Annotated in this window: 25 protein-coding genes and 2 pseudogenes; 10 read left to right on the plus strand and 17 right to left on the minus strand. The window is 67.8% G+C overall.

The genetic code is table 11. The annotated features are described in order from the left end of the window. Nucleotides 1-54: 54 nt before the first annotated feature. Nucleotides 55-1278, minus strand: a complete 1224-nt coding sequence (locus BFF76_RS17875) for a cytochrome P450 family protein (protein WP_053930838.1) — start codon at nt 1276-1278, stop codon at nt 55-57. Next, nucleotides 1275-2546: a cytochrome P450 gene (locus BFF76_RS17880; protein ID WP_031096211.1), complete on the minus strand. Its 1272-nt coding sequence runs from the start codon at nt 2544-2546 to the stop codon at nt 1275-1277. The genes BFF76_RS17875 and BFF76_RS17880 overlap by 4 nt, the downstream gene beginning before the upstream one ends. Nucleotides 2547-2969: 423 nt before the next feature. Between BFF76_RS17880 and BFF76_RS17885 the strand changes: the two genes are divergently transcribed. Beyond that, nucleotides 2970-3551, plus strand: a complete 582-nt coding sequence (locus BFF76_RS17885) for a hypothetical protein (protein WP_031096209.1) — start codon at nt 2970-2972, stop codon at nt 3549-3551. A 127-nt stretch (nt 3552-3678) separates the two neighbouring features. Here BFF76_RS17885 and BFF76_RS17890 read toward each other — a convergent pair whose 3' ends face one another. The 3 genes from BFF76_RS17890 to BFF76_RS17900 form a co-directional block, all read right to left on the minus strand. Beyond that, nucleotides 3679-6402: a TIR domain-containing protein gene (locus tag BFF76_RS17890; RefSeq protein WP_065848601.1), complete on the minus strand. Its 2724-nt coding sequence runs from the start codon at nt 6400-6402 to the stop codon at nt 3679-3681. A 64-nt stretch (nt 6403-6466) separates the two neighbouring features. Next, on the minus strand, nt 6467-6946 hold the full coding sequence (locus tag BFF76_RS17895) for a hypothetical protein (protein ID WP_065848602.1): 480 nt from the start codon (nt 6944-6946) through the stop codon (nt 6467-6469). Nucleotides 6947-7354: 408 nt separating this feature from the next. After that, a complete protein-coding gene (locus BFF76_RS17900; protein ID WP_065848603.1) occupies nt 7355-7984 on the minus strand; it encodes a proteophosphoglycan 5 in 630 nt (209 codons plus the stop codon). Nucleotides 7985-8195: 211 nt separating this feature from the next. Here BFF76_RS17900 and BFF76_RS17905 point away from each other — a divergent pair, with 211 nt between their 5' ends. Then, nucleotides 8196-8462 carry a hypothetical protein gene (locus tag BFF76_RS17905; protein ID WP_065848604.1) on the plus strand — a complete coding sequence of 89 codons (267 nt, stop codon included), beginning with the start codon at nt 8196-8198 and terminating at the stop codon, nt 8460-8462. 242 nt (nt 8463-8704) lie between these two features. On the opposite strand, the gene BFF76_RS31405 is transcribed toward BFF76_RS17905, so the two are convergent. From BFF76_RS31405 to BFF76_RS17920, 5 genes are all read right to left on the minus strand, one after another. Next, a complete protein-coding gene (locus tag BFF76_RS31405; protein WP_158709669.1) occupies nt 8705-9049 on the minus strand; it encodes a DUF1036 domain-containing protein in 345 nt (114 codons plus the stop codon). Between the two features lie 324 nt (nt 9050-9373). After that, a complete protein-coding gene (locus BFF76_RS17910; RefSeq protein WP_031096200.1) occupies nt 9374-9616 on the minus strand; it encodes a hypothetical protein in 243 nt (80 codons plus the stop codon). A 73-nt stretch (nt 9617-9689) separates the two neighbouring features. Next, on the minus strand, nt 9690-10154 hold the full coding sequence (locus BFF76_RS17915) for a hypothetical protein (protein ID WP_065848605.1): 465 nt from the start codon (nt 10152-10154) through the stop codon (nt 9690-9692). A 465-nt stretch (nt 10155-10619) separates the two neighbouring features. Continuing rightward, nucleotides 10620-10874 (minus strand): transposase, encoded by a 255-nt coding sequence (locus BFF76_RS34690; RefSeq protein ID WP_079122406.1) that lies wholly within the window; start codon nt 10872-10874, stop codon nt 10620-10622. 18 nt (nt 10875-10892) lie between these two features. Continuing rightward, nucleotides 10893-11762, minus strand: a complete 870-nt coding sequence (locus BFF76_RS17920) for a sigma-70 family RNA polymerase sigma factor (RefSeq protein ID WP_065848606.1) — start codon at nt 11760-11762, stop codon at nt 10893-10895. An 84-nt stretch (nt 11763-11846) separates the two neighbouring features. Between BFF76_RS17920 and BFF76_RS17925 the strand changes: the two genes are divergently transcribed. The 3 genes and pseudogenes from BFF76_RS17925 to BFF76_RS33860 form a co-directional block, all read left to right on the plus strand. Next, nucleotides 11847-12143 (plus strand): hypothetical protein, encoded by a 297-nt coding sequence (locus BFF76_RS17925; protein WP_065848607.1) that lies wholly within the window; start codon nt 11847-11849, stop codon nt 12141-12143. After that, entirely contained in the window at nt 12140-12493 is a 354-nt protein-coding gene (locus BFF76_RS17930; RefSeq protein WP_065848608.1) for a DoxX family protein, read from the plus strand. The genes BFF76_RS17925 and BFF76_RS17930 overlap by 4 nt, the downstream gene beginning before the upstream one ends. Continuing rightward, nucleotides 12490-13072 (plus strand): annotated as a pseudogene (locus BFF76_RS33860) (helix-turn-helix domain-containing protein); the annotation flags it as partial. The gene BFF76_RS17930 and the pseudogene BFF76_RS33860, both read left to right, overlap by 4 nt. A gap of 64 nt (nt 13073-13136) precedes the next feature. On the opposite strand, the gene BFF76_RS17935 reads toward BFF76_RS33860, so the two are convergent. After that, complete coding sequence (locus tag BFF76_RS17935) at nt 13137-13529, minus strand: DUF6281 family protein (RefSeq protein WP_031096190.1); 393 nt, start codon at nt 13527-13529, stop codon at nt 13137-13139. Between the two features lie 511 nt (nt 13530-14040). Here BFF76_RS17935 and BFF76_RS17940 point away from each other — a divergent pair. Further along, nucleotides 14041-14535 carry a hypothetical protein gene (locus BFF76_RS17940; RefSeq protein WP_065848609.1) on the plus strand — a complete coding sequence of 165 codons (495 nt, stop codon included), beginning with the start codon at nt 14041-14043 and terminating at the stop codon, nt 14533-14535. Nucleotides 14536-14694: 159 nt separating this feature from the next. Here BFF76_RS17940 and BFF76_RS17945 read toward each other — a convergent pair whose 3' ends face one another. Then, nucleotides 14695-16314 (minus strand): M4 family metallopeptidase, encoded by a 1620-nt coding sequence (locus BFF76_RS17945; RefSeq protein ID WP_065848610.1) that lies wholly within the window; start codon nt 16312-16314, stop codon nt 14695-14697. Between the two features lie 238 nt (nt 16315-16552). Between BFF76_RS17945 and BFF76_RS17950 the strand changes: the two genes are divergently transcribed. Next, the gene (locus BFF76_RS17950) at nt 16553-16819 is read left to right on the plus strand and encodes a hypothetical protein (RefSeq protein ID WP_065848611.1); all 267 of its coding nucleotides are present in this window, start codon (nt 16553-16555) and stop codon (nt 16817-16819) included. Here BFF76_RS17950 and BFF76_RS17955 read toward each other — a convergent pair. Then, a complete protein-coding gene (locus BFF76_RS17955; protein WP_065848612.1) occupies nt 16812-19091 on the minus strand; it encodes a hypothetical protein in 2280 nt (759 codons plus the stop codon). The two genes, BFF76_RS17950 and BFF76_RS17955, sit on opposite strands and share 8 nt — an antisense overlap. 210 nt (nt 19092-19301) lie before the next feature. Then, nucleotides 19302-19784, minus strand: coding sequence for a hypothetical protein (locus BFF76_RS17960; protein WP_065848613.1), 483 nt, complete (start codon nt 19782-19784; stop codon nt 19302-19304). A 181-nt stretch (nt 19785-19965) separates the two neighbouring features. Between BFF76_RS17960 and BFF76_RS17965 the strand changes: the two genes are divergently transcribed. After that, nucleotides 19966-20274 (plus strand): hypothetical protein, encoded by a 309-nt coding sequence (locus tag BFF76_RS17965; RefSeq protein WP_031096177.1) that lies wholly within the window; start codon nt 19966-19968, stop codon nt 20272-20274. A gap of 763 nt (nt 20275-21037) precedes the next feature. On the opposite strand, the gene BFF76_RS17970 is transcribed toward BFF76_RS17965, so the two are convergent. The 3 genes and pseudogenes from BFF76_RS17970 to BFF76_RS17980 form a co-directional block, all read right to left on the minus strand. Then, entirely contained in the window at nt 21038-21700 is a 663-nt protein-coding gene (locus BFF76_RS17970; RefSeq protein WP_065848614.1) for a pyridoxine/pyridoxamine 5'-phosphate oxidase, read from the minus strand. 79 nt (nt 21701-21779) lie between these two features. Continuing rightward, nucleotides 21780-22538 (minus strand): annotated as a pseudogene (locus tag BFF76_RS17975) (IS256 family transposase); the annotation flags it as partial. A 291-nt stretch (nt 22539-22829) separates the two neighbouring features. Continuing rightward, nucleotides 22830-23210: a hypothetical protein gene (locus BFF76_RS17980; RefSeq protein WP_065848615.1), complete on the minus strand. Its 381-nt coding sequence runs from the start codon at nt 23208-23210 to the stop codon at nt 22830-22832. Nucleotides 23211-23279: 69 nt separating this feature from the next. On the opposite strand from BFF76_RS17980, the gene BFF76_RS17985 reads away from it, so the two are divergent. Continuing rightward, the gene (locus BFF76_RS17985) at nt 23280-23672 is read left to right on the plus strand and encodes a helix-turn-helix domain-containing protein (RefSeq protein WP_031096169.1); all 393 of its coding nucleotides are present in this window, start codon (nt 23280-23282) and stop codon (nt 23670-23672) included. A gap of 85 nt (nt 23673-23757) precedes the next feature. Beyond that, entirely contained in the window at nt 23758-24168 is a 411-nt protein-coding gene (locus BFF76_RS17990) for a VOC family protein (RefSeq protein ID WP_031096167.1), read from the plus strand. Nucleotides 24169-24538: the final 370 nt, after the last annotated feature.

Consider the following 24538-nt stretch of genomic DNA (forward strand, 5'->3'; position numbering starts at 1 on the left):
TCGGGGCAGATGCACGCCCGTCCGCCCGGACGTGCACCCACAGATGGTCGGCCGTCAGCCGTGGAGCAGGACGGGGAAGGCCTCCATGTCGTTCTGCGTCATGACCGGCAGCTTGCGGATCTCGTCGTCGGCGATCGCGAGCCGCAGCTGGGGGAAGCGCCCGAACAGTGCGGGCAGCGCGATGCCCGCCTCGACCCGGGACAGCGCGGCGCCGGGGCAGATGTGCGGCCCGTGGCCGAAGGTCATGTGCCGGATGGGCGTCGGCCGGGTGATGTCGAAGGCGTCGGCGTCGTCCCCGTGGTGTGCGGTGTCGCGGCCGATGGCGCGGTAGGAGATCACCACACCCTCCCCCTTGGCTATGACCTGGTCGCCGACCTGGATGTCCTCGGTGGCGAACCGCATCAGCAGGTGCGTGGAGGGCGTGTCCCAGCGCAGGGTCTCCTCGACGACCGTCTCCCACGGGATCTCCCCGTCCAGCACCTTGCGCAGCTGGCCGGGGTGGGCGAGAAGTGCGCGTACGGCGTTGAGGATGAGCCCGATCGTGGTCTCGTGCCCAGCGGCGACCATCGCCTTGAGGTTGCCGACGACCTCCTCCTCGGTGAGGGGCTCCCCGCCTTCCTCGGCGAGGATCAGCGCGCTGGTGAGGTCGTCGGTGGGGTGCGCGGCCTTCTCCCGTACGAGCTCGGCGTAGAAGACATCGAGCTCGGCCAGCAGTGCCAGCCGGTCCTCCTGCGGGGTGAGCATGGAGAAGAATGCCTTGTACTGCCGGGTCAGCATGGGATGCAGCGCTTCGTCCACTCCCATCAGCAGCCCGACCACCTTCATCGGGAGCGGCTGGGCGAAGACGGTCTTTAGGTCGACGACCCCGTCCTTGCCCTGCTCCGCGAGCGCGTCCAGCAGTTCCTCGGTGAACTTCTCGATGTCCGGGCGGATCGCTTCCAGCCGGCGGGGGGTGAGGGCCTGGGAGGTCTTTGTCCGCAGCCGGCGGTGCTCCGCGCCGTCCACGGTGAACATGGAGCGTCCGGCGTCGATCATGCCGATCAGCGGCCAGGCGTGGGTGACCTCCCCGCTCTGCCATAGCCCCCAGGCGTCCAGGTCCTTCACCAGGCGCGTGTCCATGAGGAGTTGGCGGGCTTCGGCATGCCGGGTGACGGTCCAGGCAGGTACCCCGAGGAGCTCGATGCGCGCGAGCGGGACGGAATTCCGCAGCTGTTCGGTCTCACCGTCGAGGTCCTGGACCATGGGGTCGATCACCACGGTCGCGTGGGGGCAGTTCACAGCTGGTCTCCTGTCGTCTGTACGGGGGCGAACCGGACGGGAAGCGCGTTCATCCCGCGCAGGAAGGCGGACGGCCGCCGGACGAGGTCCTGGGCGGGGACTGCGAGTTCGAGGTCGGGCAGGCGGTCGAGGATGACCTCGATGGCCGTACGGGCGATGGTCTCCGCGATCTCCTGGGCCGGGAAGGGGCAGCGGTACTCGCCGTGACTGAACGCCAGATGCGCCCCGTTGCCCGCGTGGCGCCCCGTGCCGCCGGATGCGATCTCCTGGCGTATCAGCGGGTCGGTGTTGGCCGCCCCCAGGCCGAGCAGGAGCATGTCCCCGGCGCGGATGGTCCGGCCGCCGAGCTGCGTGTCGCGTACCGCCCAGCGGCCGGCGAGGATCTGCGTCGGGCTCTCCTCCCAGAGGACCTCGTTCATCGCGTCGCCGACACTGCGGTGCCCGCCGGCGAGGGAGTCGGCGAACTGGTCCTCGGTGAGCATGAGCCGCAGGGAGTTGCTGATCCAGTCGGCTGTGGTGAGGTGCCCGGCGGCCGTGATCGCCATCAGGTCCAGGGCGTACTCCTCGTCCGTGAAGGGCTCCGGGTCGGCGAGCATCCGGGAGGTGACGTCGTCTCCGGGCTTCTCCCGCTTGGCCGCCACCAGCCGCTGCATGTGCTCGCCGAAGCTGCCGTACGCCTCCTGGGCACCGGGCCCTCCGTCGGCCAGGTCCTTCAGGACCCTTGCGATGTCCGTCCCCTCCGCGTCGGGGAAGCCTACGAGGCGCGCGAGCACGAGCACGGGCAGCGGCTCGGCGAACTCGGCGACGAGGTCGGCGGTGCCCCGGGCACAGATTCCGTCGACGAGCCGGTCGGCGAGCTGCTCGCAGTGCTCCCGGATCTCGAACGGGTCCGCGGCTTCGAGTGCGGGCACCACCAGGTCGGAGTGCCGCCGGTGCTCGGCACCCGCGGTGAAGTAGATGGACGGCATGGGCCGTCCGACCATGGGGAGCAGCGGCCAGTCGTCGGGTATGTGCTCCCACTGGTTCCACAGGCCGACATCCCGGGGGAAGAGCTCGCCGTCGCTGGTGACCTGGTGGAGCTCGCGGTATCCGACGACCAGCCAGGCCGGAAAGCCGCCGGGGAGCTCGACGGGCACCACGGGCCCGTAGGAGTGCCTCATGGTCCGGTACAGGGCCTGCGGTTCGGTGTGGAAGGCGGGCCCGCTGAGCGGCACGGGGGCGGTGGCGGAGTGCGCGGGACAGCCGCCGGGCACAGAGGGGGTCGTCATCGTACGGGCTCCTGGGAGACGGCTTCGCGCGTTGCGGCCATACGATCAACGCGCCACCACTATAGGGAGGTTGGGTGAAGCTTTGGGCACTGATCAGGAGGGTGCTCGGTGGCGCGGGTCCTCACGCGTTCGCGGCTGGTCGTCGGGAGCAGTCGGGCGGACCGGGGCCGCCTGGCGCGGTCTCTGCGACCGCGCGGAGGCCGACTTCCACGGGGTGCCGGAATGGCTTGAAGTCAGTTTCGTACGAATCGACTTCGGCGCCTGGTGCAGTTCGTCAGCTGTGGCCCTCTCCACCGACGCTACGAGCACCCAGCCGAGCACTTCTTCGCCGAGGTGGTGACTCCTTCGGGACTCGGCACTTATCGGGCCGCGCACAACTCATAGGGTGGCATGAAGAGTTAAGTGCGAGAGAGGGTGCGGGCAATGGCTTTGCGACAGAGGCTGGGACTGCGGCGCGAACGTGTCGGCTTTCGGGCACAGGAGATTTCGGTCAAACTATCGATCCCGTTCGTCGCGGAGATCAACGGGGTGTGGGTACCCGCAGAACCTGAGCGGGAGGCCTCGTGGGAGCTGTACGTCGAACTCGCCACTCGTATCTCGGTTGTCGAGCTGGGAGAGGACGAGGGGCTGCTGCGGGAGGCGCTGTCCTCGCTGTACACGGTATTCGGGACGACGCGGGAAATTTTGCGTCGGTACGGCCCCGCCGTCGCGCCGCGAGTGGCACCGGGAAACGTGACCTTCGGCGTGCTGGCCGTCAATGTGCTGAATCTTTCCATCCGGCCGCTGCTGAGCCGATGGCATCCACTGCTGACCGCACACGAGGCGACACGCAGTCCTCAGGTCGATCCGGTCGCACACGAGCGCCAGTGGGCGCGAGCAGCCGAACTGCGGGCAGAGATCGAGTCCGTGAGGAAGGTGCTGCTCGCGCTCGCACAGACTCTGAACGAGGTGGCGGGTGTCGGCGACCTGATCACCGTACAGATGCCACGCCAGCAGCAAGTGTGAGGAGCGACCTGAGTCTGTTCCTCAACCCTCGCAGGTCGGTGGGACCTTCGGGCATCCCCGAGGGACCGGCGGCCGGGGGTTGGGGCGACCGACGACGGTCTTGCCCGATCCGACCCCGGCTTCGCGCTCACTTCGGGCAGAGCGGCCGGGACGCGGGCCCCGGCGGTACGTCCTCACGCCACCGGTCGGCGGTGAACGCGCCGCCTGCCCATCCACACAGTGACCGAACCGGGTCCACCGTCGCCCGGACGTCCCACAGGCGTGCTGTTCCGTCCTGGGACCAGCTGGTCAACGTCCCACCGCCGGGGTCGAAGGCCACACCGGCGACCCCTGCGCGGTGACCCTCCAGCAGATCGCCGATCTGGCGTTCGGTGGCGACGTCCCAGAGCCGGACCGTGTAGTCGTTTCCTCCGGTGGCGAGGGTGTTCCCGTCGGGGCTGAACACCACGGCCGTGACGCCGCCGCGGTGGCCCCTCAGTGGGTCACCGATCTGATCACGTGTGGCCGCGTCCCAGAGCCGGACGGTGTCGTCGCGGCTCGCGGTGGCCAGCGTCGTGCCGTCCGGGCTCCACGCCACTGCCGCTATCTGCGCGGCGTGACCGGCCGCCGGGGTCTCGCCGATACGGCGGTGCGTGGTCATGTCCCAGAACGCCACGGTGTCGTCCTCCGTGACGGTGGCGAGGGTGCGGCCGTCGGGGCTGAACGCGACGGCTACGGTCCGGACACCGAGTGCTGTGCCGGTCGGGGGCTCTGCTGCCAGGTCCCACACACGTACGGAATCCGGGCCGCCACTGACCAGGGTCCTGCCGTCCGGGCTGAAGGCCAGTGCACCGACGTCGCTTTTGTCGAGCAGTGGTTCGCCGACGGGGCGGCGGGCTGCGACGTCCCAGAGTCGTAGTCCTTCGGAGCCGACCGCGAGCACGGTGCTGTCGGGGCTGAACGCGGCGCTGGCGTTCAGGCTGTCAACACCGCTGCCCAGCGGACCGCCGGCCTGGTGTCGTGTGGCGACGTCCCAGAGGCGCACTACGGCCTTGGAGCCCACGACGGCCAAGGTCCGGCCGTTCGGGCTGAGCACTGTCGCCTGCTGCTCCCCGGTGTTGATCGGCGCTCCGGCTTGCCGTTGCGTGCGGATGTCCCAGAGGCGGGCCGTGGTGTCTTCACTCGAACTGGCCAGAACCGATCCGTCCGGGCTGAAAGCGACGGCCCGGGCCGTACTGGTATGGCCGATGAGCGGCCCGCCCACCTGACCGCGCCGCAGGAGATCCCAGAGCCGCACACTGCCGTCCTCGTACGCGGCGGCGAGTCTCGCACTGTCGGGACCGAAAGCAATCGACCTGATCCTCGTCGAAGGGGAGGCGATCGGCGCCCCGAGCGGGGTCCGTGACGGGGTGTCCCACAACTGGAGGCTGCCGTCGATATCGGCGGCAGCGAAGGTCCTGCCGTCGGGGCTGAAGGAAAGCGACGTGACGACACTGCCGGACCCCCTCAGTGTCTTTCCCATCGGTGCACGGGAGGCGATGTCCCAGAGCTGTACGCCGCCCTGGCCCGTTCCGAAGGCCGCACGGCCACCGTCGGAGGTCATGGCGAGGAACTGCCCCAGATCGTTGAGCGGCTTGCCGATCTGGCGGTGGGTCGCCAGGTCCCAAACCCGTACGGTGCCCCCGTTGCCCTCGTCGGCGGTGACGAGTGTCCGGCCGTCGGCACCGTAGGCGGCCGAATGGACCGTCCCGGCAGCGGCGTTGAAGGAGGCACCGATCTGCGTACGGTCGGCGACGTCCCAGAGCCGGACGGTGCCGTCGAAGCCAGAGCTGGCCAGCGTCTTTCCGTCCGGTGCGAAGACGACGGACGTGATGCCCTGGTGGTGCCCGAGAAGCGGACGCCCCGTCTTCCGTTGTGTCCCCGTCTTCCAGAGGCTCACCACGCCGTCGCTCCCGCCGGAAGCCACGGTCCTGCCGTCAGGGCTGAAAGCCAACGAGTCCACGGGCACCGAGTGGGGAAGCAGTCCGGCCGCGGGATTGACCGCTGAGTCGAGAACCGCGAAACGGGTTTCCGGAGAGGAGTCGATACGCCACGCCGCCAACGCCTTCAATCGAGCGGCGAACGGGTCCTTGCCGGCGATCAACGAGCTCTGGGTGATCAGTTGTTGTACGACAGCCTGGTCACGCTGCCGGGTTGCCTCGGCACGTGAGAGCACGGCGACCACCGACAGGGTGCTCGCGACCAGCAGCAGGCAGCCCAGGACGGCGGCGACGATCCTGGCCGTCCGCAGGTTGCGCCTGGTGTCGCGGAGTCCTTCCGACCGGAGTTCGTCCTCGGAAAGGCCACGTACGACGGACGCGATACCGAAGGCGACACTGTCGACGTCGGGAGTGAATTCCGCATCGCCGCTGGGGCGGAGGTCCACCGACTTCCAGACGGGTTGCTGCTCGAACTTCCCCGAGAGCCGGGGCGGAAGCGCCGTCGACAGTTCTGGATCCCAGTCGCCCCGCCGCTCGTCCCACACCAGTTGTCCGGCGGTGACGACGAGCAGGATGGTGTGCACCGACTTGCGCTCCAACCACCATTCGATTTCCCGGTCGACCCACAGTGAGGACTTCGCCTCCGGTGACGCCAGGACCACAAGCCAGTCGGAGCGGGCGAGTCCGCCCTCGATCTTGCCCCACAGCTCCGGCCCGATCGACACACCTGTTGCGTCGAGGAAGGCCCTGATACGCGGTGGCTTGTACCAGGGACGGGACTGCTTTTCGATCACATGCCGCAGACGCGGCAGCCATCGCCGGTCGCGCTCACCGCTGTAGGAGAGGAAGACGCCGTATCCCAGCTCGGCCCTGGACGATCCGCGGCGGGCCAAGGAGGACCGCAGCCTGCGAACGCCGTACCGAGCCTCCACCTCCGTATCCACCAGTGCGTCCGCGTCAGCCGGTCGGCAGGTAGTCGTGACCGTCCCAACGCAAGGTCACCTTGGCGGTGGCGCCTTCGGCGCAGGAGGGATCACACCCCTTGATGGAATGGACGATCGCATATTCGCCGTCCTTTCCGGGGCCGACCGGCCTCGCGTAGTAGAAGGCGAATCTCCCCCCGCTGTAGTGGTCGTCCGCGCTCCTCCAGCCGATGTCCGCGAATCCGTCCGCAGTGGGTACGAGCACCAGCACCCCGTCGTAACGCCCGGGGTTGTAGACCAGAAAGGTGTTCCCGGTCGAGTCGGTCGCCGGGGCGGCGAAGCGCAACGGGTCCTCCATGCTCCAGTTGGCGTCCACCTCGATGGGGTCCAGCGCGCGCCCGCTGCCGGTGACGGCCGCGACGCACCCGGCCGGCAGGGGGTAGGGGGCACGCCGGACCAGGTAGACGCGGACCGGGCCGAGGTCCGGATGCCGGATGTCCCGGTGGTCGAGCACCTTGCCGTCGCACCCGGCGGCGGCGGGCGGGCTCGGCGGAAACGAAGCGTCCGGGGGAGCCGCCCGAGTTGGCTTGGCATCAGCCGATCCGCTCCGAGCCGACCCGCCCGCCGCGTCACATCCGGCGGCGAGCACCGCCGCCAGAGCGGAGACCAGCAGGGCGGTCCGAGCCGCGGCCGTTCCGCGCCGGAAGAACTGCCCACGTAAGCACGGCGATGAACTCGGAGACATGTCGTTTCCTCTGCTTCGAGGCGAGACCGGTCATGGTTGGAAATGCCTCGAATTCTATCGCGTGCCTGTACGCGGAAGGGGGGCTACGGCCACGAGAGAGCCGGTGACCCGGCGATGGGGACCGGCCCGGCGCTGCGCCCGGCCGGACCACAGTGTGAGGGGCCGCGCATCCGCCGGTCAGGCTGCGAGAAACGCGCGGGCCGCCGCTGCCCCGGCCTCTGCGTCCCGGTCGGCGGAGGGTACCAGCGCGGCCAACAGGCCGGCGTCGACCTCACCGTCGACGGCGGTCAGCGCGTCAACCGACTCGTGGGACGGTTCGTCCCCACCCTGGTGCGACACGTGCCGGACGGTGCCGAGGATGGCTTCCCGCGTCCGGTCGGTGCTGAGTGCGGGCAGCCCCACACTCGCGAAGCCGTCGTCGAGGTCGTACTCCGCGCGATGCCATGTGCCACCGTCGAAGCCGTACACGAAGCCGAGGAAGAGCTCCGCGTCCCGGACCCGGCGGACGGGCGGCTCCCACCACTCGGGCGCGTCGGCCAGCAGGTCGGTCTCCCTCTCCTCGAAGAAGTCGGCTGCCTCGGCGTAAAAGGTCTCGGAGTCGTTCCGGTCCTGCCCGAGCAGCACCGCGCGCCCCTCGTCGAGGTGGTGCAGGTCTGCCCAGCTGCCGTGCCCGTCGTCGTAGTGCCAGAGCGGCCAGAGCGCCCGGCACCGCTCGCCGTGTCCGGAGGCGGCCTGCACGGCGGCGAGGGCCGCCCAGCGCCCTCGCATCGCCATCGGGTCGGGAAGGTCGAGCTGCACCAGGGCCATGGCCGAATCCTCACGGTGGTCGAGCGAAACGGGTCAGCCCTTCGGGTGCCCGGATACGGCGCCGGTCATCCGCCCGGCCACATCCCCGTACGGAGCCGCGCGCGACCACGCCGTTGCAGCGTCGGTGCGTGCCGCCGGCTCCGCACCCGCCCGCACACGACTGTCCGCGAAATCGACGTCTCATCGCCCCGAGAAGGGGTACGAAGGGGGAATGGCCTTCCTGAAGCGTATTGCTCTTGCTCCTCGCGCGGTGCGGCAACTGCGGCGCGTCCGCTCGGTGTACGTGGCGGGGGTGCTGCTCTCCACCCTCGGCCTGCTCTCCTACGACGATCCGGCGGCGGGCGGCCGGCAGACGGTCATCGCGGGCGTCTTCCTCCTGGTGTTCACCGCGCTCCTCACGCTGACGGCAGTGCAACTGTGGCGGCACGGGCGGACCAAGCACTGCAGCACGGCGAAGAAGCTCACGCCGCTCGGCTGACGGCCGCCCGTACGGCCGGCTGCCCCGCACGGCCGGACCGTAAGCCGTCCGCGGTCCGCGGTCCGCGGTCCGCGGTCCGCGGGCGGATCGCACATTCTTCGCACCACTGCGGCTGAACTCGTGGTGTCGTAAGAGCTGACGGGGCGAAAGCCCCGGTTCGACGCCCTGATCGCCGCTGATGCCCGCGCACGAACCACCCTCGTCGTGAATTTTGAAATCGCTCAACATGCTGGCTGATTCGTTCAGGCATGGAGGGTCAACTGGAAGTTTTTGGTTACCGGATACAAGTCGATGAACCAGACCCTCGTCCATTCGTCGAAGTCAGTATCGAGGCAGTCTTCGAAAGGGCGGTCAAATGGGACGGTTGTCGAGATTGAATCTCCCCAACCAGCATCCCGCGCATGAGCGTTGACATAATAGTGATAAGCCAGCTTCAGATCCCCGCCAATAATATACTTACTGATCGAAGGTTCAATTTTCCACCATCCCGCTTTTCCCCATGGATAAGCACCAGGGAAACTGAGTCCGCACCAATTGTCCGGGGAGACGATGGAGACCCAAATCGTGCCGCGATATGCGTTGACCACCCTAAGCCCCATCGTCGGCCTCCAGGTAATGTACGCCCCGGATGCTACGCTGCGGCATTATCGGCGAAGGATCATCGTCTGTCGCTGATGACGATTCATCCAGGATCGGTTCGGCAGTCCAGCTTCCCTGGTGGTGGTCCGACGTGAAAGACCGAGACCCTTCAGGGATTCCCTCGCGAGGGGCGACGGAGAATTTCATCAGGCACCCTTTCTCTGGCGGGAATATAATCTGCTGTTTCTGCAGCCGGCCGATCAGACCGGCTGAATGCTTCGCGGTTGTCGGCGCGGACGACCGGCCGAGATTCGGCGCGCCCGCCCGACGCTCTACTCCTCCAACGGCGGCAGCGGCTGCGGGTTGAGAGCCACCTTCTCGGCCGCAGCCTCGTAGAGGTGAACGGCGGCGCTGTACAGGGAGCGACCCTCGTCAGTACCGTTCATCCTGGCCGACATCTCGGCCAGGACGACCGCAGTGAGGATGTCGCGCAGCCACGGCGGGCGGGGCGGGCGGCCGGGCGCGGGGGCCTCACACCAGTCGTCCATGGTCTGCACCAGCGTGGTCAGGCTCATTTCTCCTCCTGGCGTGTGTCCGGCCGTCAATCATCAGGTGCCGGGGTGCCCCCTGGGATGCCGACTCCTCCAGTCAGGGACTCCCTGTCGAAGCCGCCGCCGACAGGACTGAAGGAATCAACCATGAATGCGTGGTCATGCGGAGCCACTGCGAACTCAGGATCCAGGTAGGCGGCGCTGCCCTGTCGCAGGAAAAAATCTGCGGACGAAACTGCACCAGCCCTGACCTCTCTCCGCTCGCTTGTCCAGCCCGCCCCAGGGCGACGCCGAGCCATATTTGGGTTTCGGGCGCACCGGGCAGCAGCTGTCGCGTGTCGCCGGAGTGGTCGAACCGTTTAACCAGCTCGCCGAACCGATAGACGCAGAACTGTGTGAAAAACTGCGATGTTTCGAACGATGACCAGAAGCTCCGGTCCAGTTCGAGGCCGAATCGCAGCTCGACCTCCTGGTCCACGCCGAACGACGAATGCTGAGCGCCCTGGACCACATCGGTCCACGAGATGCTGCACAGCGGGGTGTGGGAGGTACGATCGGCCATAATTACCTCCGGTCACCTCTTCGACCGCCCATAGGCCGGCACAAGGGGCCGTGAGCCTGCGTTCCAGCCGCCGCGTTCAAGGTGTCCGACACTTCAGCAGCTGTCACAACGCCATCTGCGAGACTCTGGCCTGAGCGCCTTACACACAACCCTAGGTCTCAAAGTTATGGTCTGCATCTTGCCTCCGAGTTCAGACGGACGCGACGTGTTGACGACGTGGAAGCCGACCGCAGGAAACTGGTGTTGGCAGGTCGAACGGCACGAGGGTGTCCCCTAATGGGGTGTGCATCACCGCAAAACACAGGGTCGGACGCCCGCGACCCGAACAGCCGCCCACAGATGCTGCGTTACACCACCCGGGCGAGCCCGAGAGTGCGAGTGCTGTGCCGCTGCAAGGTGAACACTCGCTCCCAGGTGCCGTCGACGGCCATATGCGCGCCGGTTATAGACACCCCTCCAGTTGCCTTACTTCTCGGGCAGGTGGACCCACTGCGACCCAGTCTGGAACTTCCAGGTGATCGCATCGATCACCTCACGGTGGTCCCTCCACCGGCCGCCCCGCTTCAAAGTCCGGTCCGGGAGTAACGGCTCGATCGCTCGACGGTGTTCCGTTCCTTGTTCAGGTCGGTCTCGTGGGTGAGGGGTCGGCCGCCCCGGTGGCCCCTCTTCACCCGCCCGCTCGACGAGGGCTGAACGCGCAGATAGATCATGACCCGACACGCCCCTAGATGTTGCGGGTCAGGACGTGGTTGACGCTAGGGCGGCCGCGAAGTGGTCGTCGGCCTGGGCCAATCGCAGTGCGATTCTCGTGACCTTCTGATTGGCTGTGCTGATCTCGATTGTGGCGAGGGGGTGTCCTCCCGGGGCGATGAGGTACACCGACTTGTTGTTGACAGTGAGTCTGCAAGCCGACTGAATGCGATCACGGAAGTACACGGTCTCGGTGGCAATGTCGACAGCACCGAAGACGGCGGTGCGGGCTCCGCGAGGCAGGAGTGCCGCGTCGGCGTCGCGGACGCTGTCGGGCGCGAGCAGCTGGATCATTCTGCGCGTATCCCCGGTTTGGGCTGCTCTCAGGAAGGCTTCGACGATCTGCTGGTCTGGTCGGCTGTTCCGCTCCGAGGCATGCTGGGCGCTGTCGAGGCGTTGCCGGGCCCTGCTGGCGTGCTTCTTGGCACTGGGCACTGTCCCGCCCAGCACGTGCGCAATCTGGTCGAACGGCATAGAGAACAGGTCATGCATGACGTACGCGACTCGTTGAGAGGGAGTCAACTGGTGCAGCAGGACCATGAGCGCGCGGGAGACGTCCTCTGTGCGGAGGATCGCTTCGTCCGCGGCCAGTTCTGCGGCCGGGATGGCGTCCGCGAGCAGCAGCGGTGCTTCGTTGCGACGGCGTCGGGCACGCAGCTCGTCCAAGCAGACCCTGGCGGTGACAGTCGTGAGCCAGGCTGACGGGTTCTCAATCGATGGTGAGGGTCGGGCAGTCATGACCCGCAACCATGCGTTTTGGACGGCATCTTGGGCGTCGTGAGCCGAGCCGAGCATGCGGTGGGCAGCCGACAGTAGATGCGGTCGTGCGGTCTCGAATTCTTCGACCGTGATCGGCATGGGTGTCACCTTTCCGGGCTTGCGGACGTCAGGACGGTTGGGTTCGACCCGTTCTTGTTCGCATCCCGAGGAGATGGCAACGTCATGAGCCTACAGATGGTGCGGTTCCGCGCCGACGGCGGCACAGATGCCGAGGTCCGGTCGCAACTTGCGAGGGTTTTCGCCGCCCTCCACGCGGCATCGCCCCAGGGCGTGGTGTACACGGCGTACTCCAGTGAGTCGGGGCAGGACTTCATCCTGGCCCTCGAGAGGGAGGAGGCAGCAGAGAATCCGTTGGTGGGACTGCCGCAAGCCGCTCAGCTGCGAGACCTGATCAGCCGCGCTGTGGGAGCGCCGGTTCCACCAGCACCGTTTACCGTCGTGGGGTCGTACAACTCGTGAGCTCCGTACTGATCATCGCCACTGTTGGGTGCATCGTCGCGAACGCGTTCATTGCGATCGCGGACTACGCGCGGGCACCGTTCGTGCTGGCGAACTCCGCAGAGGTTCGACTCCCGCCAGCTGCGGTGCCGTACCTGGCGACCCTCAAACTCGCGGGCGCTGCCGGCCTTCTCATGGGGCTTCTCGGGGTCCACTGGCTGGGACTGGCGGCAGGAATCGGCCTGACCGCGTTCTTCATCGGCGCGGTCCAGGCTCACGTCCGCGCACGCGTCTTCCACAACATCGCCTTCCCGGGCGGCTACCTGCTGCTCGCAGTCGCCAGCACCAGCTTCTTCGTGGGCAAAATATGACCCAAGCCAACGCCCCCCTCTCCGTGGAAGGCCCCGCCGGTTGATCGATCGCTGTAAAACGCGTCCGATTGCGCACGTCGCCGCGCAGATGGGCATCTCTCGCGCATGCGCATCCAAGTGGGTGAACCGCTGGCGTAAGCATGGCGCCCTCGGGCTGCTCGACAGGTCCTCGACGCCGCACCATCAGCCGAGCGCGCCCAGCGCCGACATCGTGCAGCGAATCGAGGCAATGCGACGGGAGCACAAGTGGCCAGCGTCACGGACCACTTTCTAACTCGATGACATTGGCATCATGGTCAGCCGCCGCACCGCCACCAGGCTGCTCGCGCACCTCGGCCTGAACCGGCGCAAGTTCATCGGCCCCGACGGCGATACGAACCGCAAGCCGAAACGATCGTGGCCAAGCGTCCCGGCCACATGGTCGACGTTGACCGGACGAAAGTCGGGCGCATCCCGAACGGCGGCGGGTGGCGCGCCCACGGCCGTAACTCCGAGAAAGCCCGAGCGGCAGCCAGGTCCAAGACGAAGACCGGGGGCACTGCCGAGACAGGGCGTCGTGGGTACGTGTACCTGCATTCGAAGTCTGGTGCGCGGGGTTCGGTGTGGCGTCAGCTGTTGAACCACACCGAACCCGCGTTTCAGATCAGGAGCCGTCGATCAGTTTCTGCACCTCGGATGGGATCTCTTTGCCCGAGCGAACGGCGAAGAGCGTGGCTGTCTTCGGTGTGTCCCCAATGGCGATGGCGACTTTGGGAGAGATACCGTCTACTTCATAGGCAGTCTCCGTCGAAACCAGCTCCTCGCTCTCATCCTGGCCGCCGGTGTCATCGCAGGGCATTTGGGTTGCGACGCCGAGCTTCTTCCCGAATGTGAACTTCACGTTGGGAGTCACGTCCAGATAAGATCTGTCCTGGTAGGTGTACAGATTGGCGCAGGAGGCCGCTCTACCGCCCCCGCCGCCGGCCGTGCACGCGGCTACTGACATCACCATGACTGCCGCCACCAGCAAGCCAGTGGATCGCCCGGTCCAGCTCATACGTGTCCCCCTCAGTGGATGCTGCAAAGAAGAGAGGCGCCTCCTCTTCGCCGAGTGACCTCGCCATCGCTCAGCACGGGGCTGAGACCGTGCCCAAGGTGAGGCCCTCGTGTTCCGCGGTTCGACGTAGACGACTCGGATCAAGTTCCCTTACTCCGCGTTCTTTCGACCCGAGATGTGATTCTGCAGCCTGGGGCAGGCGGCAAGGATCACACTCAGGTCAGCCAAGCACTGTAAGCCACTGCTCCTGGTACACCGGCGGCGCGGCAAATCCGAGCAGCCGTCCGAAGCGCCCGCCGCCGTGCAACTCGACCCGGTGGACCACCAAATAGCAGGCGCCAGCGAAACACCGAGGTCAGCAGGGACACAACCAAAATGCTGTCCAGGAGCACACCCAAGGGCCGTCCTTGGCAGAGCAGCGCCTCTTCCACTCGAGCCTCAACACGGTGAGACGGACGGTGCTGTGCTGCTCTGGCACGCGCCCGGCACGCTGCGCGGATAGGCTCCCCGCATGAGCGCAGATCGCGATGACGAGCCGGTTTTCATACGCTCGAAGTGGGGGACGAGCCGGTACGTCTACAACCCGGACAACCCGGTCGGCCTCGCCCTGATCATCGGCTCCCTCCTGTTCGCCGGCGTATTCATGTACGTCCTGCACGACGACAGTTCGTGGAGCGATGGCGAACTGCACGACGCCGTGCACTCCGCCGTCCGGACCCTGGAGGACAAGGAGCAGACGGTCGGCTCCTGGGCGGGTGGCTACGACCGGCTGATCGATGACGCGATCCAGGAGAGCGGCGAGGGCCCTTCGGTCGGTGGGCTGAGTGTCTCCAAGGCGCACGACGCGTACGACAGGGACGCGCCTGCGGGGGTCGACCGTTTCGAGGTCGCAGCAGAGGATGTCGACACGGTCTACTGCCTGGGGGTGTCTCCGCAGGAGCCGGAGGCCGTACTGTCGAGCGTGAAGGTGACTCTTCACATCACCGTCGACGAGGACCACTGCTGAGAAGCCGTGCGTCCGCCCGGCTCTCCTTGCCGGCTGGCCGCGCTCCGGCTCGGATGACGGACCCCACGACCTGAGCCGCGGATCTGCTGTCCGCGCGACGACGTGCAGGGGCCGCGCGGCAACCCACCCGCCGCACGGCCCCTGCGAAACGTACGGCCGTTACTTCACGTTGACCGCCGCCCAGGTTGCCGCGACCGCGTTGTACTCGGCGCTGCCCGCGCCGTAGAGATCCGTGGCCGCCTGGAGGGTGGCGGTGCGGGCGCCGGCGTAGGTGGTGGAAGAGGTCATGTAGGTGGAAAGGGCCTTGTACCAGATCTTGTACGCCTTGACGTTGCCGATGCCGGTGACGGCGGCACCGTCGTAGGTGGGCGAGTTGTAGCTGACACCGTTGATGCTCTTGGCGCCGCTGCCCTCGGAGAGCAGGTAGAAGAAGTGGTTCGCCGGACCCGAGGAGTAGTGGACGTCGAGATTGGCGAGGGTCTTGGACCAGTAGTCGGCGGACTTGCCGTCCTTGCTGGGCTTGTCCATGTAACGGAGCGGCGCGCCGGTGCCGTTGATGTCGATCTCCTCGCCGATGAGGTAGTCGCCGACGTCCGAGGAGTTGTTGGCGTAGAGCTCCACCGAGGTGCCGAAGATGTCGGAGGTGGCTTCGTTGAGGCCGCCCGACTCCCGGCTGTAGCGCAGGTTGGCGGTGGAGGCCGTAAGGCCGTGGGACATCTCGTGGGCGGCCACGTCGATCGAGGTGAGCGGCTTGACGTTGTTGGCGCCGTCCCCGTAGGTCATGCAGAAGCAGCTGTCGGACCAGAAGGCGTTGACGTAGGCGTTGCCGTAGTGGACGCGCGAGTACGCGCCGACTCCGTCGCCGCGGATGCCGTTGCGGCCGAGTTCGTTCTTGTAGAAGTCCCAGGTGAGCGCGGCGCCGTAGTGGGCGTCGGCGGCCGCCGTCGCGCGGTTGCCCGGGGTGCCGTCGCCCCAGATGTCGGTGCTGTTGGTGAAGAGCGTGCCGGTGCCGGAGGTGCCGCCGTTGAGGTCGTACGTCTTGTGGCTGCCGCGGCTGGTGTCCGTCAGCGTGAAGGGGCCCGTACCGCTGGTGCCGAGGGTGACCTGACCGCTGTACATGGCGTTGCCGGTGCCGGTTTCGATGGCCTCGTCGGAGTAGAGCTGCTTGCCGCTGGTCGCGTCGGTGATGACGTGCAGCTCGCTCGGTGTGCCGTCGGCCTGGGTGCCGGTGACGACGGTCTCCCAGGCGAGGGCGGGCTTGCCGGTCGCGGCCCAGATCACCTTGCGGGCCGATGAGGCCGCCGGGGCCTTGGCGTCCGAGGCGGCGACGGCCGACCGGTTGACGGTGGTAGCGGCGACGGCGGGGGTCGTGGTCGGCACCGATATCCGCGCGTCGGTCGCCTTGGTGGTGGAGCGGGCGCCGTTGTTCCTCTTCTGGTGCACGACGAGGTCGCCGCCGAGGACCGGAAGGCCCTTGTAGGTGCGCTCGTAGCGGGTGTGGACCGTGCCGTCGGCGTCCTTGACGACGTCCCGGACGACCAGTTCCTCCTGGCTGGAGAGGCCGATGGCCTCGGCAGTGCCGGCAGCGGCGGCCTGGGCCTCCTGGACGGCGGCGGCGCGCTGGCTGCCGGTGAACGCGACGGCAGTGGCGCCGGCCTCGCGCTGCGCGTCGGCGCCGGCCGATCCGGTCTGGACTCCGACGACGACCACGGCCGCCGAGGCGATCAGGGCGGCGGCACGGAGCGTGGTACGGCGCTGCGAGGACTGCTTGCGTGTCACGCGGGCTCCTTGGCTGGAACAGGGGGGATGGTGAGGGGGGTGGTGCGGCTGAGAGCGTGCCAGCGGAAGAGCCTCTTTGACAGTCCTGCAACAAGAATTTGACCATCAGTTGTCCGAAGGGCGGTCAACTCCATCCGCTATGCGACGAGCTGACCGACCTTCGGTCAACTGGCCGGATTGCGAGTCTTCTCTTGATCCAGACCACCTCACCGCCCCCCGAACCGGGTGCGGGGGCAGCATGGCTCTCGTGAAGCGTGTTGCTCTTGCTCCACGTGCGGTGCGGCAGTTGAGGCGCGTCCGCTCGGTGTACGCGGCGGGGATGCTGCTGTCGGCCCTCTCCCTGCTCTCCTTCGCGGGGTCGGCGACCGGCGGCCGGCGGCCGGTCATCGTAGGCGTCTTCCTCGTGGTGCTCGCCGAGCTCCTACCCCCGACAGCGGTCCAGCTGTGGCGGCACGGTCGGGCCGAGCACCGCAGCACGGCGAGGAGGCTGACTCCGCTCACCTGACGGGCGACGGCTGCCGCCCGCCCGCACTGCCGTCGGCCGCAGGCCGGTGAGCGCGGGCGGCTGCGGCCGGAAGGTCTCCTCTGTCGAGGTTGAACAGCAGCTGCCGGTACAGCGGATGGGGCCCACGGCGTGCGGTGATGACTGCCGACAACGGCTGCTCGTCTGCGGGCGTCTCACGGTCCACCTCGACCAGAATGGCCACCTTGTCGTCCGGCAGGAGCTCCGCCAGCGGGGCCTCGAACTTCTGCCCCAGTTCCACCCACGTGGTGGTGCGCCCCTCCCTGGCGAGGCGTCGCAGCGCGGGGCGCAGGAGGGCCGCGTACGAACGGATGGCTCGGAGCGTGGGCCTTCCGGCCAGTGCGTCCAAGTGCTCGCGCCAGTGGGCGAGGTGGCGGCGCTCGTGGACGGTGAGTTCCTCCCCCGCCTCCTCGGCCAGCGCTTCCGCCCGCCCTATGAGCCGGCGGACATGGTCTTCGGGCAGGTCGTCCCCCTGCCGGTCGAGGTGGTCGACGAGTGCGGTGAGGCGTTCCGCGGTGGCGCAGAGCTCGTCGGCACGCCGGTCCACCGTCCAGTCGATCAGGTCGTCGACTGACTGGGAGGCAGCGGGACCGAGGGTCATGCCGCCCAGCTGGACCGCGACCTGGTCCACGGCGTCCACGTCTTCTGCGCGTTGTGCCTCCTGGGCGAGATCCATCAGCGCGTCGTACGCGGCTGCCCGCTCCTGCTCCGTGGCACTCGGCCTGCGAAGAGGCGGCGAAGGGGGCGGAGGCGGCGAAGGTGTCTCCACCTGCGCGGGAGGCATGGGCCGGTAGGCGTCCCACACCCGTCTCCGTTCCCGCTCGCAGTGCCGGGTGAGGTCCAGTTCTACGGCGTGGCCGACCGCGTCGAGCACGTCGGCGTAGCAGGGGACCGGCCCGCCGCGCGGCCCGGCGACGAGCGAGACGAGAAACGGCGTTCCCGGGCCGCGTGGTCGCTCGACCTCCACGAGAAGCTGCTGCCAGCGCTTGGTGTCCGACGGGTCGATCGCCGTCGAGGCGCGCTCTGCCAGCGTCGCCAGGTCGATGACACCCGCGTGCCGTGCCGTCTCCTCGAGGACGTGGGTGATGGACGTGGTGCGGTCGTCTCCGGCCGTGGCGGGCGCCCCGGAAGCGACCGGTGGGGCTTCTTCGGGCCGCGGGTGCCGCGCGGGTACGGCGGAGGCGGGGCTGGGCGGCAGGAGGCGGGACCAGGGCCGCGCCCCCTCGCGTCCCAGTTCGTGGACACCGTCCGCCTTGATCAGCCACGTCACGTCGTCGGTGCCGGGGAGGTGGCTGAACGACAGCAGCGCTCCCGTCAGCAGGTGGACGCGATCCGGCTCGGGCGCCGCCGTTTCAGCCGGGAGGGATATCAGGGCGCTCATGGGGGACGAGCCGTAGGGCTGGACGGTGGCGGAGTACAGCCGTCGCCGAGGCTCCACCTGCTCGTGCGGGACGGCGCCGGTGAACGCCACGGACTTCGGTGCGAGGGGAAAGTCGATGCCGGACGGTGGGCCGGGGCGTGTTCCCGCGTCCGGCACGGCGGCTTTCGCCTTCACGGGCCGGGCGAGGCCGGGCGTCACCATGCCTTCCGGCGTCAGCGAACACCCCGGCAGGCTAGTCCATTCGACGGGGACGTCGGGGAACTGCGTGCCGACCTCCACCTCCCTGACCGCCCCAACGGACCGGCACCGGATCCGGAGCGCGTGGCCCTGCCGGTCCATCTGCCAGTTGGCGAGCATGCTGTCGGGGCCGAACAGCCATTCCACGGCCGCATGGCCGGCACGGAGGCGGGCGTCGTCCGCCTCCCACTCCCTCCGGGTCCTGCGGGCGAGCTGTACCCTCACCAGCCGTCGTCCTCGATCGAACGACACGTCGACCGAGTCACGGAGCGGCCGGTCCTTGTGCCAGTAGACGGGCCGCGCGTCCGGGTGACCGTTCGCTTTCAGCCAGTCGGCGAGAGCCCGGCCCATGTAGAGGTGATCGGCACTGGCCTCGTCGTTGACAGTGCGCCGGCACAGCCCGGAAGCGATGTGGGCGAAGTGGCACTTCTTGTCGCGGTACTTACGAGCGGAGAGCTTCCGGCCGCATCCTCCGAGGAGGAGTCCGCAGTAGAAGTCCCGAGCGGGATGGAGGCGGATGAACTTCTCGTACTCCTCCGCCTCCATCGGCAGGTACACGGGCCTGTCCGCCCCCGGTGAGCCGGAGACCGCTGTCTGCACTTTCCGGGTGTCCTGGTCATCGAGCTGCTGAGACACTGACAACTCCCGGTCGTCGGGCGGGTGCGATCCGGTCGCACGGTGGCAGGGGCCCCCGGTACCTGGACGAGTCCGGCTTCGGGTGGACATGACGATGTTAAGGCGGGCCGTTCCGGCCTTCCAAGGTGCTCGTGCCGTACGTACCGGGGGACGGATCCGGTCCGCGGAGGAGCGTGTCCCCACGCATCGCGGGCCATGCCGCTCCTGTCGTCAGCCTCTCGTCGCGCGCCCGGGGTGCACGCCGTCGACTACGGTGAGGAACAGCACGAGGTCGGCCCGTTCACGCACGCCCAGGCCTTCCGTGCCGAGGCGTTCACCGGCCTCGCGCCGGACACGGCTCAGGTAGCCGGTGTGCTCGAGGTGCCGCCAGAGCAGACGGAACGCCTGCTGGTGGTCGTAGAGGGTGGTCTCGTACGAGCGCGAGGTGACGTGGCGCGTCTGGATCCTCATCGGGGCGCCGGTGATCGCGGCGGGCGACGTGCTCGTACAGGCGGTCGCGGGGGCAAGGTCTTCGACCGGACCTTCGCCGACAACATGGCCGACCAGATCGAGACGAACCGCCGCCATAGGGTGCCAGTACTTCGGCCCCGACAAGAGCTTCCGGTCCAACCTGCTCAGGGCCTGCGTCGTCTCACGGACCTGCGACAGATCCACGTTCGTCATGTCGTTCAGATCGACGTTCAGCCGCTTCATCGTCTCCGGGAGGTAACCGTACGTCTCCAGGAACGTGTCGCCAAAACCTCGGGCTGGAACTGGAGCGTGACGCCCAAACCAGCGACGTACGGGGAAGGGTAGAGCACCGTCGAGGTCGCCCTGACTGGCGTGTGGGTGAGGCACGTAGGAGCCTGGGACAGGGGACATTTCACACAAGGAGATGGCCGTGACCGCTGCTGACTACGACACCAAGCGGGACACCGAGTTCCTCGCCGAAATCGCGGAGGTATTCAGGAAGCATCCCGAAGCCGCCAGAAAGTACGGCCTGGCGAGCTTCACGCTTGAGCGCAAGATGGGAGTCGACTACACCCAGAAATACGGAGTCTCCCGGATCGAGGGCGACCGGATCATCACCGAGTTCCGTCTTCGGGAGAAGATTCCTCCGGAGGCCCGAATGCGGATCTGCGTCAAGTACGAGCTGCACGGGCAGGACCTCGAGTGCGTGCATTGGGAGGAAGCGCAGGAGTGACCGCCACAGCTGGACGGGCCACGTTTCCCCCCTCAGCGCCCTTGGCGTAGGGCGCGGGCCATTCAGGTGCGGTGCCGCGCGGGCATCGAGCAAGCACAGGCCACGTACAGTGCGGCACTGGACGCGGTGAGCGCTCAAGCGGCGGCATCTCGCGGCGCGGCACCCGGAGAGAGACGCTTATGCAGCCTTTCTGCTAGCGGATCAACAGGCCCGCGTGGCTGCCGCCAACCGGTACGGCGAGAAGAGATGCGAGTGGGTCGGCCCAGGGATCTTCGGCGGGTCCCTCACAGCAGGCCACATGAGCACCGCCGATGCTTCTGTGCTGTCCCACCCCCGGAGCGGACCCATGAGCACAAGTCACGGGTGAGAGTACCTTTCTGACAGCTAGTGCCTGATTTCCCGCTCTGCCACTTCCAGATGCCCGAGGTCGAGGGCCATCGCAGCACGCCCGGCGACGTAGAAGACGTCCTGGCGGATCTGACAGTCCGCCGCTGGGTGGCGGCACAAAGCTCAGGAACCGCACCTCGAGACTGAGCTCGATGCGGCCCATCTCGTCCCGGACGTGGACAGGGAGTGCGGCGTGCCGGAGATTCTTGGCGTAGTCACGCGTCTACCGGTCGGCCTCGTCAGGCCGACCTTCCACAGGACGACAGGGGTGATCAGCCCACTCCGTGTCAGCCCACCGAACGAGTTCGTTCAGACACTCCGAGGCGGCTTCCACATCCGCGAGAGTAATTGTCAAAACTTGTGGATCGGGTAGGAATCAAGGCCACAGCATCTGCTTGGTCCACCCGTCCGCTGAAGACAGGTAGACGAGCCGGGTGTGGCGGCGCTGCTTGTCGCCCTGCCAGAACTCCACCGACTCGGGACGCACTGAATACAGCGTCCAACCTGGTGCCACGAGGTCCGGCACGCTCTTGATCCGCGTGAGCGATGCCTCCACCTGCGCATCCCTCTCGGCCAGATCCGCGAGCGGTTGCGATTGCCGACCGAGCAGGGCTTCTGCTCGTGCCCCCACACCGCGGGCGAGGAAGTCCGCAGCGCACAGTTCAGGGGTCTCTCGCACAACCGGTCCGCGCACTCGAACCTGGCGGGCGAGCGGTGCCCAGTAGAAGGTCAGCGCCGCATAGGGGCGGACAGAGAGGTCGTGGCCCTTGAGGCTGCTCGCGTCCGAGGCGAACTGCCAGCCCTCGGGGCTCACGTCCTTGAGGATGAGTACGCGGGCGGTCGGATCACCGCTGGCGTCCGCCGTGGCCAGCGTCATGGCGTGCGGCTCCTGCACCCCGACGCTCAACGCTTTGAGCAACCACTCGGTGAACAACTCGAACGGTGTGTCCGGCGCAATCGATGGGTCGAACCCGGGAAGCTCGCCGGCGAAGACCTCAATGTTCCGCAGCGTCTGACGCAGGTTGGCCGCACCGGTCACGTTCCACTCCCTCAGTCGTGAACACTCAAGTCGAACTGAACCTATCAACCTGCACCATTCACAAGCTGATTGAGGTTGATCAGGCTGCTGCAGCCCCAGGGCGTTCGACGAGGTGGCCGATTTCGAAGCGCGCGCCCGCGCGGACGAGGGCGACGAGGCGGGATCCGGTGACCGCGCGCCAGCGGTCCTGGGCGGACTCGACGAGCTTGAACACCATCGCAAGGGCCGCGGCCGGACTGCCGGCGCCGCGGGTGACCTTGGTTCGGAGCTTGACGGTGGAGAACGTCGACTCGATGGGATTCGTGGTCCGCAGGTGGATCCAGTGCTCGGCCGGGAAGTCGTAGAACGCCAGCAGTTCCTCCCGGTCGTCGGTGGTCTTGGCGACGGCCTTGGGGAACTTGGCGCCGCAGGTCTTCGCGAACGCCTCGATCGCTTTCTCGGCGTGCGCGCGGTCCTCGGCGTTGTAGATCTCCTGCATCGCCTTCGTCGCGCCCGGCTGTGCGGACTTCGGCAGGGCGTTCGTGACATTCCGGTCCTTGTGGACCGAGCACCGCTGGTGGCGGGCAGCCGGGAACACCTCGGCGAGGGCCTTCCACAGGCCCAACGTGCCGTCGCCGACGACCAGCTCGGGATCGCGCATGCCGCGCCGGCGGCAGTCGCGCAGCAGGTCGGCCCACGACTCGGTCGACTCACGCAGCCCCTCGGCCAACGCGATCAGCTCCTTGGTGCCGTCCAGGCGCACACCCGTCAGCACCAAGACGCAGGAGTGCGCCTGCCCGAGCCGGACTTTGGGGTGCACCCCGTCCGCCCACACGTACACGTAGTCGCTGTCGGAGAGCGGCGAGCTGCCACAGCAGCTGACCAGCAGCACCGCCCCTGCAGCGGCCGTCACCAGGGGGCGCCGCCTGCCGGCGGAGTGCACCGAGTGCGGCCGTCCCGGCGCGCCCGAAGCACTGCCCGACGGCCTGTGCCGGGCCTGCCGCACCGCAGCATCGGACACCACTCCGGCAGCACCCGCCGCTCCGTCGGCCGAACGCGATGTCCACGCGCTGGTCAGCCAACTCCGCGAGCTGACACGACTGCCCTGACCACAGCACCCCTCGCAGACGACAGACGGCAGACGGGGACCTCAGAGGCCCCCCAGCTCGGCTGCGAGGTCCGGATCGCGCATGCCGGGGAAGGCGTAGCCGTCGGTCTCGTCCCATGGAACGTCGAGGTCGTCCATGTGCACGTGCCACTCCGCTCCTGGCAGAGCACGGCGCAACTCGGACACCGAGCCCAGCACCTGGTCGAGCACCGGCAGCACCCGGCCAGGATCGAGCGGCAGCTTGGTGGACCCGGCAACGACCTCGTCCGGTCGGCTGTCCTCGCTGTCGTAGAGGTACAGGCTTTCCTGGTCCTCGTACGGGAAGGACGCCATATGGCCGGCGACGATTCGCTCGACAGAGGCCGTCTCGGCATCCGTGAGCGGCGTGGCCCGGCTCGCGCAGTAGTAGAGGGAGACGCTCATGACCCGAGCGTACTGAGGGGGTATGACAGAGCCGTTCGGCACCGGACCGTTCTGTGGTGGGATGGCGCTGTGAGCCGCACCGTGGAAGAGACCAACCGCCGCATGCTCCGGGCGCGGGACGCGATGGACCGTGCGTACGCGCAGCCTCTGGATGTGCCCGCCCTGGCCCGGATCGCCCATGTCTCCCCGGCGCACTTCGCCCGCACCTTCCGCGCCACGTTCGGGGAGACGCCGCACCGCTATCTGCAGCGGCGCCGTGTGGAGCGGGCGATGTTCCTGCTGCGGGAGACCGGTCGCAGTGTCACGGACATCTGTTACGAGGTCGGCTTCGGCAGCACCGGCACCTTCAGCCGCACGTTCCGCGACATCGTCGGCCGGTCGCCGAGGACGTACCGCAAGGAGACGGCGGCCGTGAACGTACCCACGTGCTTCACGAAAGCGTGGACGCGGCCGACCGCCTGAGCGCCTCCGCGGTCACTTCGTACGGGTCGCCGGCTGAGCAGTTTCGGATAAGTTTTCACCGGGCCCGCGGACTAGCGTGATGCACATGTTCAACGCAATCACGCACTCACAGATCTACGTCCTCGACCAGGACCAGGCCCTCGACTTCTACGTCGGCAAGCTCGGCCTGGAGGTCAACGCCGATGTCGACATGGGCTTCATGCGCTGGCTCACGGTCAGCGTCCCCGGCCATCCCGACCGCCAGGTACTGCTGGAGAAGCCGGGTCCACCGGCGATGTCCGAGGAGACGGCCGAGCAGGTCCGCGAACTGGTGACGAAGGGCGCGCTGGGCAGCGCGCTCATCCTCTCCACGGACGACTGCCGCAAGACGTACGAGACCTTGCTGGCGCGGGGCGTGGAGTTCACCGATGAGCCGACGGAGCGCCCGTACGGAATCGACTGCGGCCTGCGCGACCCCTTCGGCAACCACCTCCGCTTCACCCAGCTGAAGGGCTGAGAACCGGGGGCGCGGGTGCCTGGATCGCGCTGGTGGTCCAGGCACCGGCACCGCTCGTTCCCGCCCCGGTCGGGTCGGTCGCCGCCGGCTGCTCCTCCTGCGTACAAGCCTGCGCACGCCACGTACGGCAGCCTTGCGACAGCGCGTAACCCCTGGTCACGTTCAGCCACGATGCGTCAGCGTTGAGGCATGATCAGCAAACAGCCACCCCTCCCCGTGCGCCCCGCACGCACCGCACAATCCCGCTTTCCGTGGCACCACTTCACGATGCGCTTCAGCTCGACACCACGCGGCGCCTGACCGGCGAGCGCCTCGACGCCTGGGGCATCCCGTACGGGAGCGAGTCGCACGACACCAGGACTTCTATCTG

The organism is Streptomyces mutomycini, assembly GCF_001700505.1.
Taxonomy (GTDB): domain Bacteria; phylum Actinomycetota; class Actinomycetes; order Streptomycetales; family Streptomycetaceae; genus Streptomyces; species Streptomyces mutomycini.